17 protein-coding genes are annotated in these 16,315 nt (G+C 71.7%); 7 read left to right on the plus strand and 10 right to left on the minus strand.

Annotation, left to right across the window (positions count from 1 at the left end):
• Positions 1 to 44: 44 nt before the first annotated feature.
• The gene (locus ACODT0_RS24095) at positions 45 to 1,211 is read left to right on the plus strand and encodes a pyridoxal phosphate-dependent aminotransferase (protein ID WP_261206774.1); all 1,167 of its coding nucleotides are present in this window, start codon (positions 45 to 47) and stop codon (positions 1,209 to 1,211) included.
• On the opposite strand, the gene ACODT0_RS24100 is transcribed toward ACODT0_RS24095, so the two are convergent.
• The 3 genes from ACODT0_RS24100 to ACODT0_RS24110 form a co-directional block, all read right to left on the minus strand.
• The gene (locus tag ACODT0_RS24100) at positions 1,208 to 2,587 is read right to left on the minus strand and encodes a CoA transferase (RefSeq protein WP_489042480.1); all 1,380 of its coding nucleotides are present in this window, start codon (positions 2,585 to 2,587) and stop codon (positions 1,208 to 1,210) included. The two genes, ACODT0_RS24095 and ACODT0_RS24100, sit on opposite strands and share 4 nt — an antisense overlap.
• Positions 2,588 to 2,664: 77 nt before the next feature.
• Positions 2,665 to 3,303, minus strand: a complete 639-nt coding sequence (locus tag ACODT0_RS24105; RefSeq protein ID WP_057595049.1) for a 3-oxoacid CoA-transferase subunit B — start codon at positions 3,301 to 3,303, stop codon at positions 2,665 to 2,667.
• 1 nt (position 3,304) lies between these two features.
• Positions 3,305 to 4,105: a CoA transferase subunit A gene (locus ACODT0_RS24110; RefSeq protein WP_057595048.1), complete on the minus strand. Its 801-nt coding sequence runs from the start codon at positions 4,103 to 4,105 to the stop codon at positions 3,305 to 3,307.
• A 95-nt stretch (positions 4,106 to 4,200) separates the two neighbouring features.
• On the opposite strand from ACODT0_RS24110, the gene ACODT0_RS24115 reads away from it, so the two are divergent.
• Positions 4,201 to 4,803: a LuxR C-terminal-related transcriptional regulator gene (locus ACODT0_RS24115; RefSeq protein ID WP_261206766.1), complete on the plus strand. Its 603-nt coding sequence runs from the start codon at positions 4,201 to 4,203 to the stop codon at positions 4,801 to 4,803.
• Positions 4,804 to 4,824: 21 nt separating this feature from the next.
• Here the strand turns inward: ACODT0_RS24115 and ACODT0_RS24120 are convergent, their stop codons facing one another.
• The gene (locus tag ACODT0_RS24120; RefSeq protein WP_479670177.1) at positions 4,825 to 5,307 is read right to left on the minus strand and encodes a GNAT family N-acetyltransferase; all 483 of its coding nucleotides are present in this window, start codon (positions 5,305 to 5,307) and stop codon (positions 4,825 to 4,827) included.
• 192 nt (positions 5,308 to 5,499) lie between these two features.
• Here ACODT0_RS24120 and ACODT0_RS24125 point away from each other — a divergent pair, with 192 nt between their 5' ends.
• The gene (locus ACODT0_RS24125; protein WP_172705439.1) at positions 5,500 to 5,640 is read left to right on the plus strand and encodes a hypothetical protein; all 141 of its coding nucleotides are present in this window, start codon (positions 5,500 to 5,502) and stop codon (positions 5,638 to 5,640) included.
• Positions 5,641 to 5,764: 124 nt separating this feature from the next.
• The gene (locus ACODT0_RS24130; RefSeq protein WP_489042481.1) at positions 5,765 to 6,232 is read left to right on the plus strand and encodes an ASCH domain-containing protein; all 468 of its coding nucleotides are present in this window, start codon (positions 5,765 to 5,767) and stop codon (positions 6,230 to 6,232) included.
• 27 nt (positions 6,233 to 6,259) lie between these two features.
• Here the strand turns inward: ACODT0_RS24130 and ACODT0_RS24135 are convergent, their stop codons facing one another.
• The 5 genes from ACODT0_RS24135 to adh form a co-directional block, all read right to left on the minus strand.
• On the minus strand, positions 6,260 to 6,469 hold the full coding sequence (locus ACODT0_RS24135) for a TOBE domain-containing protein (RefSeq protein ID WP_057597434.1): 210 nt from the start codon (positions 6,467 to 6,469) through the stop codon (positions 6,260 to 6,262).
• Between the two features lie 115 nt (positions 6,470 to 6,584).
• Positions 6,585 to 7,508 (minus strand): LysR family transcriptional regulator, encoded by a 924-nt coding sequence (locus tag ACODT0_RS24140; protein ID WP_489042482.1) that lies wholly within the window; start codon positions 7,506 to 7,508, stop codon positions 6,585 to 6,587.
• 22 nt (positions 7,509 to 7,530) lie between these two features.
• Entirely contained in the window at positions 7,531 to 8,877 is a 1,347-nt protein-coding gene (locus ACODT0_RS24145; protein ID WP_489042483.1) for a DUF2325 domain-containing protein, read from the minus strand.
• A 119-nt stretch (positions 8,878 to 8,996) separates the two neighbouring features.
• Positions 8,997 to 9,386 (minus strand): DUF779 domain-containing protein, encoded by a 390-nt coding sequence (locus tag ACODT0_RS24150; RefSeq protein ID WP_057597437.1) that lies wholly within the window; start codon positions 9,384 to 9,386, stop codon positions 8,997 to 8,999.
• 80 nt (positions 9,387 to 9,466) lie between these two features.
• The gene (gene adh / locus ACODT0_RS24155) at positions 9,467 to 10,987 is read right to left on the minus strand and encodes an aldehyde dehydrogenase (protein WP_057597438.1); all 1,521 of its coding nucleotides are present in this window, start codon (positions 10,985 to 10,987) and stop codon (positions 9,467 to 9,469) included.
• Between the two features lie 236 nt (positions 10,988 to 11,223).
• Between adh and ACODT0_RS24160 the strand changes: the two genes are divergently transcribed.
• From ACODT0_RS24160 to ACODT0_RS24170, 3 genes are all read left to right on the plus strand, one after another.
• Complete coding sequence (locus ACODT0_RS24160; protein ID WP_489042485.1) at positions 11,224 to 13,131, plus strand: sigma-54-dependent Fis family transcriptional regulator; 1,908 nt, start codon at positions 11,224 to 11,226, stop codon at positions 13,129 to 13,131.
• Positions 13,132 to 13,241: 110 nt separating this feature from the next.
• Entirely contained in the window at positions 13,242 to 14,144 is a 903-nt protein-coding gene (locus tag ACODT0_RS24165; RefSeq protein ID WP_057597440.1) for a nitroreductase, read from the plus strand.
• Positions 14,141 to 15,193: a M24 family metallopeptidase gene (locus tag ACODT0_RS24170; RefSeq protein ID WP_365958941.1), complete on the plus strand. Its 1,053-nt coding sequence runs from the start codon at positions 14,141 to 14,143 to the stop codon at positions 15,191 to 15,193. Before ACODT0_RS24165 ends, ACODT0_RS24170 begins: the two co-directional genes overlap by 4 nt.
• 24 nt (positions 15,194 to 15,217) lie before the next feature.
• On the opposite strand, the gene ACODT0_RS24175 is transcribed toward ACODT0_RS24170, so the two are convergent.
• Positions 15,218 to 16,258: a molybdopterin-dependent oxidoreductase gene (locus ACODT0_RS24175; RefSeq protein ID WP_489042486.1), complete on the minus strand. Its 1,041-nt coding sequence runs from the start codon at positions 16,256 to 16,258 to the stop codon at positions 15,218 to 15,220.
• Positions 16,259 to 16,315: the final 57 nt, after the last annotated feature.

Here is a 16,315-nt window from a genome sequence, read left to right on the forward strand (position 1 = left end):
CCGGCCGCAGAATGCGCGGACAACGCCTGCCAGGAGACGCCCGCATGCCACGCCACCGCCCCGCCCGCCTGACCCACATCGCCGGCATCGGCGTCGACCGCATGGGCGCCATCGCCGACGACGCCGAGGGCCCGCCCTTCCTGCGGCTCGAGAACCTCGACGTCGACATCCCGCCCGATGCCGAGGCCGTGGCGCGCACCGTGCGCGCCGCCACCGAGGACGCGGACAACAGCTACCTGCCCTTCGTCGGCCAGGCGCGGCTGCGCGAGGTCGCGGCGCGCCATGTGTCCGAGCTCTCGGGCGTGGCCTACGAGGCGCGCCATTGCGTGATCTCGGCCGGCGGACTCTCGGGCATCCTCAATGCCCTGCTGGCCACGGTGGAGGTCGGCGACGAGGTGCTGGTGACCGACCCGACCTATGCCGGCCTGCTCAACCGCATCCGGCTCGCGGGCGGCACGCCGAAGTACGTGCCGTTTCGCTTCACGCCCGGCGGCGAATGGAAGCTCGACCGCGAGGCGCTGCGCGCCGCCGTGGGCCCGCGCGTGCGCACGATGCTGCTGATGTCGCCCTCGATGCCCTCGGGCGGCTTCTTCGACGCCGACGACTGGTGCGCGATCGCCGCGCTGTGCGTGCAGCACGACCTGACGCTGATCCTCGATGCCGCGATGGAGCGGCTGCTGTTCGACGGCCGCGCGCTCATCCATCCGGCCGGGCTGCCCGGCATGGCCGAGCGCACCATCACCGTGGGCTCGTCGGCCAAGGAGCTGCGCATGATCGGCTGGCGCGTGGGCTGGACCGTGGCGCCCGAGCGCTACATGCCCGACCTGGTGGCGGTGTCGCTGGCCAACGTGGTGGTGCCGGTGGGCATCGCGCAGGACGCGGTCGCCACCGCGCTCGCGCAGTCGCCGCGCACGCTGGCGCCCTACGTGGCCGAGCTCGAGCGGCGGCGCGACACGCTGCTCGACGAGCTGCGCGGCCTGCCCGTGGGCGTGCCGGCCGGCGGCTGGTCGATGCTGCTGCGCGCCAGCGATTTCGGCATCGACGGCCAGACGCTCTCCGAGCGGCTGCTGAAGGCACGCGTGTGCGCCACCGCCATGCAGGGCTGGGGCGAGACCCATGGCGCGCAGTACCTGCGCTTCGTGTTCTCGAACGAGCCGGTGGAGCGGTTGCGCGGCCTCGGCGACAAGGTGCGCGCGGCGCTCGGGGCCTAAGGCCACTGCGCCGGATGGCTGCCCGGCGGCATCGAGGGCCGCGGCCAGGCAGCCGGCGTGCGCGCGAGCAGCGCGCTGTGCCGCAGGCCCGCGAGTTCGCCGAAGCCCGAGGGCTCGGTTTCCACATAGGGCGCGATGTCGGGCCTGGCCGTGGCAAGCCCGCCGGGCACGCGGCCGAGTCCGCGCAGCCAGTGGCCGGTCTGCGCGAGCGACACGCGCACCTGCCAGCTGCCGCCCTCGCGCTGCTGGCGATGCAGCGCGGCGGCCGCGCCGAAGGCGATCAGGTAGCCCGTTGCCTCGTCGAGGATCTGCATCGGCAGCGGCTTCGGCTTGCCGTCACCGGCCGCCTCGCCCTCGGCCTGGTTGAAGCCCATGGCGGTCTGCACCAGCGAATCGAAGCCGCGGCGGCCGGCCCACGGGCCCTGCGTGCCATAGGCCGTGAGCGAGACGCAGACGATGCCGGGCCGCAGCGCCGCGAGCTGCGCCGGCCCGAAGCCCAGCGCCTCGAGGCCGCCGGGCCGGTAGCCCTGCACGAACACATGCGCTTCGCCGGCCAGCCGGCGCAGTGCCGCCTGTCCTTCGTCGGTGCGCAGGTCCACGTGCGTCGACAGCTTGCCGCGGCTGGTGTCGGCGATGGCCTCGATGTTGGGCAGCCGCGGCGAGTTGACCAGCAGCACGTCGGCCCCGTAGGCCGCGAGCGCGCGCCCGCCGACCGGGCCGGCCAGGATGCGCGTGAGGTCGAGCACGCGCAGGCCCGCGAGCGGCCGCTGGTCCTCGCGCAGCGGCGGCAATGCAAGCGGTGCCGCGTCGCCGATGCGCTCGATGGTGAACAGCGGCTGCGCGGCGATCGCCTGGCCCTGCGGCGTGGCATCCCATTCGTCGAAGCGGCGCAGCGCGGTGGCCACCAGCCCGCGCGCGGCGGCGGCATCCTCGAAGTCGAGCGCACGCCAGCCGGCCATCGCGGCCTCGGCATCGGCGCGCACGGCCGTCGCGGGATCGAGGCCCAGCAGGCGCAGCGCGCCTTCGCGGTGGTGCGCGAAGTTGGCGTGGATGCGCACCCAGCCGTCGGAGGTGCGGTAGAGGCCCGAGAACGCGTCCCAGAGCTCGGGCACGCGGCCGTCGAGGCTGAACCAGCCGGTGCATTCGAGCGCGGCATGGCGCATGTCGACCGCGACCGCCTGGCGCGGCACGCCGCGCGCATGGCCGAGTTCGCAGGCCGCCAGCGCGGCCGCGGCGATGCTGCCCTGCGCCGCCGCGCCGACCGCGAAGGACGACGGCAGCACCGGGTCGGCGCCCGTGAGCCGCGCCAGCGGCAGTGCGTCGGCCGGCAGGCCGGCCTGGCGCCAGAGGTCGTGGAGGATGTCGCTCGCGCTCATCTTTCGTTCTCTCCAATGAAAAAAGGCAGGGCCCGCTCGCGCGGCCCTGCCCTTCGTTCGTCGTTGCGGCCTTCGCCTTACTGGATCAGCTTGGCGCCGGTCTTGGCCTGCAGCGCATCGAAGCTCACGCCGGGCGCGAGTTCGATCACCTTGAGGCCCTCGGGCACCACGTCCATCACGGCGAGGTCGGTGATGATGCGGTCGACCACGCCCACGCCGGTCAGCGGCAGGGTGCACTTCTCGAGGATCTTGAAGTCCTCGGTGCCGTCCTTCTTCTTGGCCACGTGTTCCATCAGCACGATCACGCGCTTGACGCCGGCCACCAGGTCCATCGCGCCGCCCATGCCCTTGACCATCTTGCCGGGGATCATCCAGTTGGCGAGGTCGCCCTGGGTGCTCACCTGCATCGCGCCGAGGATCGAGAGATTGATCTTGCCGCCGCGGATCATCGCGAAGCTGTCGTGGCTGCCGAAGATGGCCGAGCCCGGCAGCGTGGTGACGGTCTGCTTGCCGGCGTTGATCAGGTCGGCGTCGACCTGGTCCTCGGTCGGGAACGGGCCGATGCCCAGCATGCCGTTCTCGCTCTGCAGCCAGACTTCCTTGGTGCCCGTGTGGTTGGCCACCAGCGTCGGGATGCCGATGCCGAGGTTGACGTAGAAGCCGTCTTCCAGCTCTTGCGCGGCGCGCGCCGCCATCTGGTCTTGGGTCCAGGGCATCTCAGGCTCCTTCTTTCTTGTTGACGACCTTGGCCGGCACTTCGCTGCCGGCGGCGGCCTGGGCGATGGCCGTCTGGGCCTCGACCTTGGCGGCCGCGGCATCGACGCCGGCGCTCACGGTGCGCTTCTCGATGCGCTTCTCGGGCGTGGCGTTGAGCACCAGGCGGTGCACGTAGATGCCCGGCAGGTGGATGTCGTCGGGGGCCAGCTCGCCCACCTCGACGATCTTCTCGACCTCGACGATGCAGATCTTGCCGGCCATCGCGGCCGCGGGATTGAAGTTGCGCGCCGTCAGGCGGAAGCGCAGATTGCCCGACTTGTCGGCCACGTCGGCCTTGACCAGCGCCACGTCGGGCACCAGCGAATGCTCCATCACGTAGGTCTCGCCGTCGAACTCGCGCAGTTCCTTGCCTTCGGCGACCTGCGTGCCCACGCCGGTCTTGGTGAAGAAGGCCGGGATGCCGGCGCCGCCGGCGCGCAGCTTCTCGGCCAGCGTGCCCTGGGGCGTGAATTCCAGCGCGAGCTCGCCCGCCAGGTACTGGCGTTCGAATTCCTTGTTCTCGCCCACGTAGGAGGCGATCATCTTCTTGATCTGGCGCGTCTCGAGCAGCTTGCCGAGGCCGAAGCCGTCGACGCCCGCGTTGTTCGAGATCACGGTGAGGTTCTGCGCGCCGGAATCCTTGAGCGCGTCGATGAGCGCCTCGGGAATGCCGCACAGGCCGAAGCCGCCGACCGCGAGCATCTGCCCGTCGGCCACGACCCCCTTGAGCGCCGCCTCGGCGGAGGGATAGATCTTGTTCACTCGTGCTCCTTGATTGGCTGTGTCGAGAGTGGGTGGGAAAGCCCTGAACGATACTACGTACCCGCATACGTAGTATTTCGTAATGGTGACCCCCGATGCAGGAGACGACCGATCGCAAGGCTGAGGCGGCAACGCCCGACATCGACTACCGGCTGGCCTTCGAGCACGCCCCGGTCGGGATGGTGGTGTCGCGCCACCGCGCCATCGTGGCCTGCAACCGGCGCGTGTGCGAGATCTTCGGCGCAACGCCCTCCGCGCTGGTGGGGCATTCGTTCAGCATCCTCTACCCCAGCCTCGCCGAGTTCGAGCGCATCGGCAAGCGCATGGAGCCGATCATGAATGCCAGCGGGCACTACGCCGACAACCGCATGATGCGCCGCCTCGGCAGCCTGCACGGCGCGATCGCGGGCGAGACCTTCTGGTGCCATGTCACCGGCCATGCGATGAACCGCGCCATCCCGCACGAGTCGGGCATCTGGACCTTCGAGGACCTGGGCTCGCGCCGCGCGACCAAGGCCCAGCTCACGCCGCGCGAGCGCGAGGTGGCGGCCCAGGTGATGCGCGGCCTGACCTCGAAGGAGATCGGCAAGGCACTGGGCATCAGCCACCGCACGGTGGAACTGCACCGAGCGCGGCTGATGCGCAAGTACGCGGCGGCCACGACGGCGGAGCTGGTGCAGAAGCTGATCGCGGGCTGACTTGCTGCCCGAAGGGCGGCCTCAGAGATCGATCGCGAGGCGCACCATGTCGCGCAGCACGATGCCGTCCTGCTTCTGCACGCGCGCCGAGCGGCGCGTGAAGAAGCCGAAGTCGATGCCGCACAGGCGGAAGCCGAAGCGCTGGTAGAAGCCCAGCTCGCGCAGGCTGCTGTTGCCGGTGCCAACCTCGAGCCGCCGCGCGCCGTGCGCGCGGGCCAGCGCCTTCGCCTTGCGCAGCAGCGCCGTGCCAACGCCCTGCCCGCGCAGTGCCTCGTCCACCGCGATGTTCATCACCTCCCAGGTGCCGACGCGGGTCTGCATCAGCACCATCTGGCCCACCACGCGGCCGGCTCGCTCGGCCAGCCACAGCTCGCCGCGCCCGAGGTAGACGAGGATCTCGCGCCGCGGCCCGTCGGCGGCGAGCAGCAGCGTCCACGGCACCGCGTCGCCGGGGCCGAAGGGACGGATAGCGGTGGCGGAAAGGCGTCTGGCGGGGGCGGGCATGCGGGTGTCCTGTCGATGTCGTCGGCCCGCATTCTGGCTGCCGGAGCGCGGCGTCCGGCGATTGGTTCCCCGCGATCGTTGCCGAAACGGAAACGCCGTGTCGATGAAAGGCACGAACCACGGCGCTGTCGCAGGACTATCGTTGCAGTCATGCGGACACGGTGTCCGCGTCACTGTTCAAGGAGTCGTCTCATGACCACAGCCCTTCATTCCGAAAAGGCCCTTCTGCAATCGCGCCTGGCCGCGCATGCCCATGTGCTCGCCGTGCACAAGGCACCGGTCGCGCTGACGCTGGCCGCCGTCATCCTGTCGGTGCTCGGCGTGCGCGCCTGACCCTGGCACCCTGCCAGGGCTGAACGAGGGGCGCCGCGCCCCACGCATCGCACGATGCGCCCACGGCGTCCCTCATTCAGCGCTCATTCTTCGCTATGCTCTGCGCCCTTTGGCAGGCACGCGCATGGCGATTCCCGACGAGATCCTTCCCTTCTGGCAACGCTTCGAGGCGGCCCTCGGCGCCGAGGCATCCGGGCGTTTCATCGAGGCCTTCCACTTCGACGACAACGAGGCCGGCGCCACCGAGCTCGCGCAACTCGTGCTCGAGGGCCGCAAGCGCGGCACCGCGAGCCTCGAATGGTCCTTCGCCGCCACGGGCCGCCCGCGGCCGCGTCCCGGCGATCTCAGTGTGGTGACCGACTGGCACGGCCGGCCGCTGTGCGTGATCGAGACGCGCGCGGTGGTGGTGATGCCCTTCGAGGAGGTCGGCGCGGACTTCGCGGCGGTCGAGGCCGAGGGCGACGGTTCGCTGCGCTACTGGCGCGAAGGCCACTGGCAGTACTTCAGCGGCGAGTGCGAGCGCATCGGCCGCAGGCCCGACCTGCGCATGCCGGTGCTGTGCGAGACCTTCGAGATGGTCTGGCGCGACTGAGCGATGCGCGCCGTGCGCCGCGGCACCTCAGTCGGTGCCGACCATCACGCTCGAGGCCTTGATCACCGCATAGGCCGTCTGCCCTTCGGCCAGCTTGAGCGAATCGGCCGAATTGCTGGTGATCGTCGAGACGATCTGGATGCCCGGCGCGATCTCGAGCGTGACCTCGGTGCTGACGGGGCCGCGGACGATGGAAATGACCTTGCCCGAAAGGACGTTGCGTGCGCTGATCTTCATGAATGCTCCTGGTTGGGTGTGAAAGCCCCCGGGCGGCCGCGATGCGCGTCGCCGGGGCGCGAGGCATGGTAGCGTGCCCGCCCTCGGCCCGGCACGGACCGGTACGCCGCGCGCTTCAGGAGGCCGGCAGCGCGCCGAGCAACCCGTCGACCCACCCCTGCAGGTCGAGGTCGCGAAAGCTGCGCAGCGCGGCATCGAGCACCGCTCCATGCGGCTGCTGCGCCAGCACCACCAGGCCGATGTCGCGCTGCAGTTGCGGCGACATCGGCCGCCAGCGCAGCTGCTCGGCGCCCTCGGCCAGGCACAGCACGCTGTGCGGCAGGATGCCGTAGAGGCCGGCCTGGCGCACGTGCGCGTAGAGCACCGTCATCGAATCGGTCTCGACCTGCGGCACGGCCTTCACGCCCGCGGCGGCGAAGGCCGCGTCCATGCCGCGGCGGCACTGCATGTTGGTGGTGAACAGGCACAGCGGCAGGCTCGCGGCGTCGGCCCACGACATCGAGGCCGCGCCCTCGAACATGGCCTCGTCGGCCGCCACCAGCACATAGCGCTCGCGGAACACGGGCAGGGTCTGGAAGGCACCGAGCCGGTCGTCGTCGAGGTAGCTCAGGCCGATGTCGAGCTCGAAGTCGGCGATCTTGCGCAGGATCTCGGCGGCCGACAGCGTGTAGACCTCGTGCTTGAGCCGCGGATGCCGGCGCAGGCAGTCCTGCGTGAGCCGCGGCACCAGCGGCAGCGCGGCCGGGATCGCGCCCATGCGCAGCACGCCCACGGGATCGTTGCCGCCGGCGCGCGCCTCCTGCCGCAGGCCCTCGCAGTCGGCGAGCACGCGGCGCGCCCAGGCCAGCACGCGCTCGCCGTCGGCCGTGAAGCCCTCGAAGCGCCGGCCGCGCTGCACGATGACCACGCCCAGCTCTTCCTCGATGCTGCGGATGGCGCCCGAGAGCGCGGGCTGCGAGACGTTGCAGGCGGCGGCGGCGCGGCCGAAGTGCTGTTCGCGCGCGAGCGCGACGACGTAGTTCAGCTGGCGGATGAACATCGGGGCGAGGCGCGCGCCCGGCTCAGCCGTGCCGCGGGCAGATCGGCGACGTGCCGGACGGCCCGTCCTCCCTGCCCTCGCCCTGTGCCTGCGTGCCTTCCGCCGGCCCCGAGAAGGCCGCGGCGAAGCAGCCGATGCCCGCGCTGCGCAGCGGCAGGTAGCGCACCTGCTGGCGCGTGCACAGCCGCTTGAGGTTGTCCACCGATTCGTGGTCGATGCAGTCGACCGGAAAGACCACCACGTGGGCCCAGGACACGGCCGCGGCCAGCAGGCCCGCACGATCCTCGAGGCCGCCGCCGTGGCGCCGGAATTCCCCGCCATGGCGCAACACGAGGTCGCGGATCGCCGGATAGGTGCTGGGCCGGCCGCCCACGTAGAGGATGCGGCGACCCTGCAGCTGCGCGTCGAGCTGCGCCGACTGTTCGTTGCGCCCGCCATCGTCCGCGTTGAGCCGCAATTGCAGCTCGGCGGCCCCGAGCTCGCGGCCCAGCGCCTGGGTGTGGCGGCGCAGATGCTCGAGCGTCTCGGCGAGCTGCGCCGCCTCGGCCTGCGCGGCGGCGGCGGTCTGTTCGGCGCGTTCGCGGCGCGCGGTCTGCAGCGCGATCAGCGCGGCCGCCTTCTCGCTTCGGTCGGTCTCCTCCACCCGCTCCTGCCGGTCGGGGGCCGCGGCGGCCGTGGCCTCGATCAGCTCGCGCCGCAGCGCCGCGATCTGCCGGTCCCGCTCCTCCACCAGTTCCTGCGAGCGCAGCTGCTGGCGGTCGAGCTTCTCGCGCAGCTCGGCGTTGTCGCGCTCCAGCGCCACCAGCCGGCGGATGTCGGCGCGATTGGCCGCGCCGACCAGGTGCGAGAGCATGTGGACGTCGCCGAACACGCGCTGGCGCAGCGCGGGCGTGGTCTTGCGGTGCGTCAGCACGGCCCAGTAGGCGCCGGGCACCTCGCCCTGGTGCAGCGACTCGTCCCAGTAGGCGGTCAGGGCTTCGGCATCGGCCAGCTTCGCGGTGCGCTGCAGCGCCGGCGCATGCCGGTGGTCGAGCGCCTTCTGCAGCGCCTTCGCGACCTGCGGCTCGTGCGAGGTCAGCCGCACCGCGTCGTGGTGGATGTCGAGGTCGCTGGCGCCCTTCACGTCGGCGAAGCGCGCCATCAGCTTGCGCAGCTCGGCCGTGCTCAGGCAGGTGCCGATCACCGAGCAATGGAGATGGTGGTCGAGGTCCGCCAGCCTCGCACGGCCGGCCACGGCGGCCTCCGGCGCCTCGGGTTCGGGCGTGGCGCAGCATTCCACGGCGGCATAGCGCAGCGGCGAATCGGCGCGATCGACGCGCGTGAGCGCGGCATCGGCGGCGGCGAGAAGGCGGAAAGGCGGCTGCTGCATCGGCGGGGCGCGCGAAGGCGCGGTCTGGCGAAAACGACACCGCAATATACGACGCAACATAACGAAAGCCAAGCGGCGGGCTTGTCGCCCGCCGGAAGGCTGCCGCGGCGCGGGCAGGCTCAGGTCTTGACGCCGTCGCGCTCGCGCGCCTCGAGCACGGCCCATTCCTCGTCGGTGAACAGCCGCGAGCGGGTCAGGAAGCGCACGCCCTCGGGCCCCTCGAGCGAGAACATGCCGCCGCGCCCTGGCACCACGTCGATGATCAGCTGCGTGTGCTGCCAGTACTCGAACTGCGGGCCGCTGATGTAGAACGGCATGCCGCCGATGTGGCCCAGCAGCCGGTCGTAGTCGCCGACGATGAACTCGCCCTGGGCATAGCACATGGGCGCGCTGCCGTCGCAGCAGCCGCCCGACTGGTGGAACATCAGCGCACCGTGCTTCGCGGCGAGCCTGTCGATCAGCGCCAGCGCCGCGTCGGTCGCGGTCACGCGCGGGACTTCTTGTGTCATGGAAAGCCTTCCTTCGGGGATGCACGAACGCCCCGCGCGTCCCGTCTCGGGCCGCGCGGGGCGTGCCTTGCGGCAGGGGATCAGAAGAAGCCGAGCTTGTTCTCGCTGTAGCTCACCAGCAGGTTCTTGGTCTGCTGGTAGTGGTCGAGCATCATGCGGTGGTTCTCGCGGCCGATGCCCGACTGCTTGTAGCCGCCGAAGGCCGCATGCGCCGGGTAGTGGTGGTAGCAGTTGGTCCACACGCGGCCGGCCTGGATGCCGCGGCCCATGCGGAAGGCGCGGTTCATGTCGCGGCTCCAGACGCCGGCGCCCAGGCCGTAGAGCGTGTCGTTGGCGATCGCCAGTGCCTCCTCCTCGTCCTTGAAGGTGGTGACCGAGACCACCGGGCCGAAGATCTCCTCCTGGAAGATGCGCATCTTGTTGTGGCCCTTGAACACGGTCGGCTTCACGTAGTAGCCGTCCTTGAGGTCGCCCCCGAGCGCGTTGCGTTCGCCGCCGATCAGCACCTGCGCGCCCTCCTGTCGGCCGATGTCGAGGTACGAGAGGATCTTCTCGAGCTGCTCGCTCGAGGCCTGCGCGCCGATCATGGTCTCCATCTCGAGCGGGCTGCCCTGACGGATCGCGGCCACGCGCTTCAACGCGCGCTCCATGAAGCGGTCATAGATCGACTCCTGGATCAGCGCGCGCGAGGGGCAGGTGCAGACCTCGCCCTGGTTGAGCGCGAACATCGCGAAGCCCTCGAGCGCCTTGTCGAAGAAGGCGTCGTCCTTCTCCATCACGTCCTCGAAGAAGATGTTGGGCGACTTGCCGCCGAGCTCGAGCGTGACGGGGATCAGGTTCTGGCTCGCGTACTGCGAGATCAGCCGGCCCGTGGTGGTCTCGCCGGTGAAGGCGATCTTGCCGATGCGGTTGCTCGAGGCCAGCGGCTTGCCGGCTTCCACGCCGAAGCCGTTGACCACGTTGACCACGCCCGGCGGCAGCAGGTCGCCGACGATCTCCATCAGCACCAGGATCGACACCGGCGTCTGCTCGGCCGGCTTGATCACCACGCAGTTGCCGGCCGCGAGCGCGGGCGCGAGCTTCCACACCGCCATCAGGATCGGGAAGTTCCACGGGATGATCTGGCCGACCACGCCGATCGGCTCGTGGAAGTGGTAGGCGAAGGTCTCGTGGTCGATCTCGCTGATGCCGCCTTCCTGCGAGCGGATGCAGGAGGCGAAGTAGCGGAAGTGGTCGACCGCCAGCGGCAGATCGGCCGCGGTGGTCTCGCGGATCGGCTTGCCGTTGTCCCAGGTCTCGGCGGCCGCGAGCACGGCCAGGTTCTCCTGCATGCGGTCGGCGATGCGGTTGAGGATGTTGGCGCGCTCGGTGGTCGAGGTGCGGCCCCAGGCGGCCTTGGCCTTGTGCGCGGCGTCGAGCGCGCGGTCGATGTCGGCGGCGCTCGAGCGCGGCACCTCGCAGAAGACCTGGCCGGTCACCGGCGTGATGTTCTCGAAGTACTGGTTGTCCACCGGCGCGACCCATTCGCCGCCGATGTAGTTGCCATAGCGCTTTTTGAACGGCACCGCGGTACCGAATTTGCCCGGTTCGAGCATGTCCATGCGTGTCTCCATGTGTGTTGCAGGCGCCGCGACATGCGGCGTCCCGCACGAAGGTCTGCAAGGCCCGTACCCGCCGGTCTCGGTGAAATCCCCAGCATGCCGGCCCGAGGCAAGGCCCTGTCGCAAGGGTTTTCTTTCGCAATCTGCGACATATCCGTGCGAACACGACGGTTAGCATGTCGCGAAAGGCGAACCGGTGCGAACCGGCGCGCACCCCGAACCGACTGGAGCCGTGGATGACCGACTCGCAATCGCCCTCGTCGCAGGTGGAACAGGCCCGGGAGCTCTTCTTCGTGCAGGGCCGCGACCCGGAGCCCTGGATCGCGCCGCACATCTCGCGTTCGTGGCGCCGCAGCCGGCCGGTCGATCCGCGCGGCGGCGACTGCGAGCCGATGGCGCTGGCGCTGCTGCGCGAGCGGCGCGAGCAGGCGATGCGGCTGCTCGACTGCGCCCAGCCCGAGCTCGACGGACTGGCCGAGCACGCCACCGGCAACGGCTGCGTGGTGGTGCTGTCGGACGCCAGCGGCCTGATCCTCGACGAGATCGGCAGCCCCGACTTCCTGCCCAAGGCCGAGCGCCTCGCGCTGCGGCCGGGCGCCGGCTGGTCGGAGCACCAGCGCGGCACCAACGCCATCGGCACCGCGCTGGCCGAGCGCGAGGCGCTGATGGTGCTCGGCGGCGAGCACTACCTGGCGCGCAACGGCACGCTGGGCTGCGCGGCGGCGCCGATCTTCACCGGCCGCGGCGAGGTCGCGGGCGCGCTCGACATCTCGGGCGAGACGGTGCGCGTCAACAGCCATGCGCTCGGGCTGGTGCGCATGGCGGCGCAGCAGGTCGGCCACCGCATGATGCTCAGCGAGGCCAGCGGCCACCTGCTGCGCTTCCATCCGCGGCCCTCGCTGATCGGCACCGCGCGCGAAGGCCTGATGGTGATCGCCGACGGCCGCATCGTCGCGGCCAACCACGTGGCCCTCGAGCTGTTCGGGCGCTCGTGGCAGGAGCTGCTCGACCTCGATGCCGCCGCCTTCCTCGGCCGCGACTGGGCACGCATGGAGCGCCGCCGCAGCCTGCTCACGCTGCCGGGCGGCCGCCAGATCGCGACCGTGCTCGAACGCTCGGCCCGGCCCGGCGAAACGCTGTCGCGCGGCGCGCGGCGCCAATGGACGCCCGAGGATTCGGCCGCCGCGCCGCCGCCCGACGAGGTGCAGCCGCTGCTCGAGCGCGCGGTACGGGTGCTGAACCAGGGCGTGCCGGTGCTGGTGAACGGCGAGACCGGCAGTGGCAAGGAGGTGTTCGCGCGCCGGCTGCATGCCGCGAGCCGGCGCAGCGCGGGGCCCTTCGTCGCGGTCGACTGCGCCTCGCTGCCGGAGACCCTGATCGAGGCCGAGCTGTTCGGCTACGAGGACGGCGCCTTCACGGGCGCCCGCCGCCGCGGCGCGCCGGGCCGCATCCGCGAGGCGCATGGCGGCATGCTGTTCCTCGACGAGATCGCGGAGATGCCGCTGGCACTGCAGACGCGGCTGTTGCGCGTGCTCGAGGAGCGCACGGTGCGCCCGCTCGGCGGCGGCCAGGGCGTGGCGGTGGATTTCGACCTGGCCTGCGCCACGCACGGCGACCTGCCGGCGCTGGTGGCGGCCGGGCGCTTTCGCGCCGACCTGATGTACCGCGTGGCCGGCTTCACCGTGGCGCTGCCGCCGCTGCGCGAGCGCGCCGACCGGCATGCGCTGATCGCGCGGCTGTTCCTCGAATCGGGCGGCGCCGCGCGCGAGCTGCGGCTGGAGGACGAGGCGCTCGAGGCGCTCGCGGCCTGCCCCTGGCCCGGCAACGTGCGCGAACTGCGCAGCGTGCTGCGCTCGATGGTCGCGCTGGCCGAGCCCGGCGACGCGGTCGGGGTCGATGCGCTGCCGGCGAGCCTGCGCGCGATGCCCGCGACGCCCGCGACGGCGGCCGCCTCCGTCCGGGACGGTGCGAGCCCCGCCTTCGGCAGCCCACCGCCGCTCGTGACCATCACGCGCCAGGCGATCGCGCAGGCGCTGCAGGACTGCGGGCACGACGTGGCCGAGGCCTCGCGCCGGCTCGGCATCCACCGCAGCACGGTCTACCGGCACCTGGCGCGCGAGCGCGGCCGGCGGCCGGCGGACTGAACGGCGGCAGGTAGATTCCCCGCGCGCGCCACGCCTTTCGTTATGTTTTTTAAAATATAGCGTATCGCTCGCTGTCCATCCGCTGCCCCCTCCACGCTTCCGTGTTCCCCATGATCAGCACCACCCCTCTCCACGGCCTGCTCGCGCTCGCCGACGAGCGCCACCTGGGCCGCGCGGCCCAGGCCAGCCGCATGTCGCCGGCCGAGTTCGCGCAGGCCCTCCAGGCGCTCGAGGCCGAGTACGGCCATGCCTTGCTGCGCACCTCCGAGCCGTCCGTCGAGCGCAGCCAGCGCTTCGAGGGCTTCACGCCGCAGGGCGAGCAGGTGCTGGCCTGGGCGCGCGGCTTTCTCGCGCAGAGCGAGGCCCTGCGGCAAGAACTCCAGGCCTCGCGCACCGAGGCCGCGCTGGCGCCGCTGCTCGAGCGCCGCTCGGTCTCGCCCAAGCGGCTGCGCCCGCCCGCGCCCACGGCCGAGCACATCGACGCGATGCTGCAGGCGGCATTGCGCGCGCCCGACCATGGCGGCCTGCATCCCTGGCGCGTGATCGAGTTCCGCGAGGCGCAGCGCGCCGCGCTGGCCGAGCGCTTCGAGGCCGAGAAGCTGCGCCGCGATCCGCTGGCCTCGGCCTCCGACCGGCGCCGCGCGCGCGAACATGCGACGCGCCCGCCCGCGCTGCTGGCCTTCGTGGTCGTGCCGCGCGCGCGCAGCAGGGTGCCGGCGCGCGAGCAGTGGCTGGCCGCCGGCGCCGCGCTCGGCAACCTGCTGAATGCCGCGCACCAGCTGGGCTTCGGCGCGATCGTGCTGAGCGGCGAGCGCTGCTTCGATCCGGTGCTGGCCACCGAACTCGGCGTGCGTCCCGAGGAATTCCTCGCGGGCTTCGTGAGCATCGGCAGCGTGGCCGAGGCACCGCCCGCGCGCGATCACGCGCTGCCGGGCGAGGTCTGGTCGGCCTGGACGCCGCCAACCGTGCCCACGCCCTCCCCCGACCTCACCCACTCCGACCCGTCACGATGAGCACCCTCCCGACAAGCCGCACCGAAGCCACTGGCACGAAGTTCTCGCTGGCCGCCATGCAGCGCGCACGCGCGCTGTCGCAGCTCGCGGTGCGCCGCATCGCCTCGGCCGTGCGGCCGGGCATGACGCAGCGGCAGGCCTGCGATCTCGCCACCGCCACCCTGCAGAAGCTGGAGATCGAGCGCAACTGGCATCCGGTCATCGTGCGCTTCGGCGAGGACACGCTCAAGACCTTCCGCGAGGAATCGGATCCGGCGCGCGTGCTCGGCGAGCGCGACATCTTCTTCATCGACATCGGTCCGGTCTGGGACGGCCACGAGGGCGACGCGGGCGACAGCTTCGTGGTCGGCGACGACGCGCGGATGGCGGCCTGCGCCGAGGCCGCGCGCACGCTGTGGCACGAGGTCGCCGCGCGCTGGCGCGCCGACCGGCTCAGCGGCCAGGCGCTCTATGCCTTCGCCGCCGAGCGCGCGCAGGCCATGGGCTGGCGCCTCAATCTCGACATCAAGGGCCATCGCGTCTGCGACTTCCCGCATGCGATCTACCAGGCCGGGCGGCTCGGCGATTTCGGCCTCTGTCCCGCGACCGGGTTGTGGATCCTCGAGATCCAGATCGCGCATCCCGCGCTGCCCTTCGGCGCCTTCTACGAAGACCTGCTGATCGCCGACGACGCGGCACGGCCGGCCGCGGGCGGGGCAGCCACGGAGCAGCTGTTCTCGTACGGCACGCTGCAACTGCAATCGGTGCAGATGGCCACCTTCGGCCGGCTGCTGGCCGGCCGGCTCGACCAGTTGCCCGGCTACCGCCTGGAGCGGCTCGCGATCCGCGATCCGGCCGTGGTCGCGACCAGCGGCAAGAGCCATCATCCGATCGTGGTGCCCACGGGCCGCGCCGAGGACGGCGTCGACGGCGCGGTGTTCGCGATCACGCCGGCCGAGCTCGCGCTGTCGGATGCCTACGAGGTCGAGGATTACCGGCGCGAGCGGGTGCGGCTCGCTTCGGGCCTCGAGGCCTGGGCCTATGTCGACGCGCGCGGCCAGCCCCGCTGAGGCCGGCGCGCGCGCGGCGGCCGCTCAGGGCGTGTCCGCCGCGAACACCTCGATCGCGACCAGGTTCGACACCGAGCGACCCTGCTTGACCTCGCCCGGCACCACGAGGCGCGCGACGCCGTTCGCGCCGAGCCCCGCGCCGTTCATGTCGTAGGCGACGAGCGCGCCCTTGTTGCCGAAGCCCGGATCGATCTCGCCGAGCGAGACCGCGGCGCGGTAGCCGTCGCTGCCGGTGGCCACGGCATACATCGACAGGCTGGGGTTCTTGCCCGCGGGCAGGCGCAGGCCCAGGCTGTTGAGCAGCGTCCAGAGGCTGACGCCGGTGTAGACGTTGGCGCCCACGGTCTGGGTGACCGGCACCATCGCCTGCAGCGCCTTGAGGTCGAAGCTCAGCGGCGTGGTGACCGCGCCCGACACCGCGAAGCTCGCGGACACCCCGCCGCCCGTGCCGGCGGCGGTGGCGGCCGAGGGCTGCACCCGCAGCCGCACGAGTTGCGAGACGTAGCGCCCGCCCTTGATGTCGCCCGGCGCGGTGACGCGGAACGGCCCGTCGGCCGCGGCCAGCGGCCCCGAGCCGGCGCCGGTGGTTTCGGCATAGGCCACGATCGCCGGCTTGTTGCCGAAGTCGGGGCTCAGCTCGCCGAGCGCGAACACCACGCGGTAGCCGTCGGCGCCGGTGGCCAGCACGTGGCGGCTCAACAGGTCGTTCTTGCGCGTGGCGTCGACCTGGAGGCCCGCGTCGGACAGCAGCGACCATAGGCTGGTGCCGGTGTAGGTGCGGGTCTGCGGCGTGCTGCCGCTGTTGAAGTTCACCGTCTGCGTGAGGGCGGCGCGCGCGGCGAGGTCGGCCTCGGCGTAGTCGGCGGGACGGTCGATGGCGCCCTCGAGCTTGACCGTGGGCGCCGGCGGCGCGGGCGGCGGCGGCGGAGGGGGAGATGGCGGTGCCGGCGCGGGCGCGGGAGGCGGCACGGTCGGCAGGAACACCGCGCCATCGCCACCACCGCCGCAGCCGGCGACCACGACCGCCACCAGACCGGACATCACGCCCGCGGACCAATGTTTCATATCCACCTCGTCTCCATGTTTTTCGATATGTTTATTCTTACATAGCGAATTCATTCG

The sequence above is a fragment of the Variovorax sp. FG153 genome, assembly GCF_057809595.1.

Excerpts from the sequence above, each read along its gene's own strand:
- ACODT0_RS24130 (WP_489042481.1), top strand. The coding sequence starts at position 5,765 with ATGGCGATTCCCGACGAGATCCTTCCCTTCTGGCAACGCTTCGAGGCG.
- ACODT0_RS24160 (WP_489042485.1), top strand. The coding sequence starts at position 11,224 with ATGACCGACTCGCAATCGCCCTCGTCGCAGGTGGAACAGGCCCGGGAG.
- ACODT0_RS24125 (WP_172705439.1), top strand. The coding sequence starts at position 5,500 with ATGACCACAGCCCTTCATTCCGAAAAGGCCCTTCTGCAATCGCGCCTG.
- ACODT0_RS24135 (WP_057597434.1), bottom strand. The coding sequence starts at position 6,469 with ATGAAGATCAGCGCACGCAACGTCCTTTCGGGCAAGGTCATTTCCATC.
- adh (WP_057597438.1), bottom strand. The coding sequence starts at position 10,987 with ATGGACATGCTCGAACCGGGCAAATTCGGTACCGCGGTGCCGTTCAAA.
- ACODT0_RS24170 (WP_365958941.1), top strand. The coding sequence starts at position 14,141 with ATGAGCACCCTCCCGACAAGCCGCACCGAAGCCACTGGCACGAAGTTC.
- ACODT0_RS24115 (WP_261206766.1), top strand. The coding sequence starts at position 4,201 with ATGCAGGAGACGACCGATCGCAAGGCTGAGGCGGCAACGCCCGACATC.
- ACODT0_RS24105 (WP_057595049.1), bottom strand. The coding sequence starts at position 3,303 with ATGCCCTGGACCCAAGACCAGATGGCGGCGCGCGCCGCGCAAGAGCTG.
- ACODT0_RS24175 (WP_489042486.1), bottom strand. The coding sequence starts at position 16,258 with ATGAAACATTGGTCCGCGGGCGTGATGTCCGGTCTGGTGGCGGTCGTG.
- ACODT0_RS24140 (WP_489042482.1), bottom strand. The coding sequence starts at position 7,508 with ATGTTCATCCGCCAGCTGAACTACGTCGTCGCGCTCGCGCGCGAACAG.
- ACODT0_RS24145 (WP_489042483.1), bottom strand. The coding sequence starts at position 8,877 with ATGCAGCAGCCGCCTTTCCGCCTTCTCGCCGCCGCCGATGCCGCGCTC.
- ACODT0_RS24120 (WP_479670177.1), bottom strand. The coding sequence starts at position 5,307 with ATGCCCGCCCCCGCCAGACGCCTTTCCGCCACCGCTATCCGTCCCTTC.
- ACODT0_RS24095 (WP_261206774.1), top strand. The coding sequence starts at position 45 with ATGCCACGCCACCGCCCCGCCCGCCTGACCCACATCGCCGGCATCGGC.
- ACODT0_RS24150 (WP_057597437.1), bottom strand. The coding sequence starts at position 9,386 with ATGACACAAGAAGTCCCGCGCGTGACCGCGACCGACGCGGCGCTGGCG.
- ACODT0_RS24165 (WP_057597440.1), top strand. The coding sequence starts at position 13,242 with ATGATCAGCACCACCCCTCTCCACGGCCTGCTCGCGCTCGCCGACGAG.
- ACODT0_RS24100 (WP_489042480.1), bottom strand. The coding sequence starts at position 2,587 with ATGAGCGCGAGCGACATCCTCCACGACCTCTGGCGCCAGGCCGGCCTG.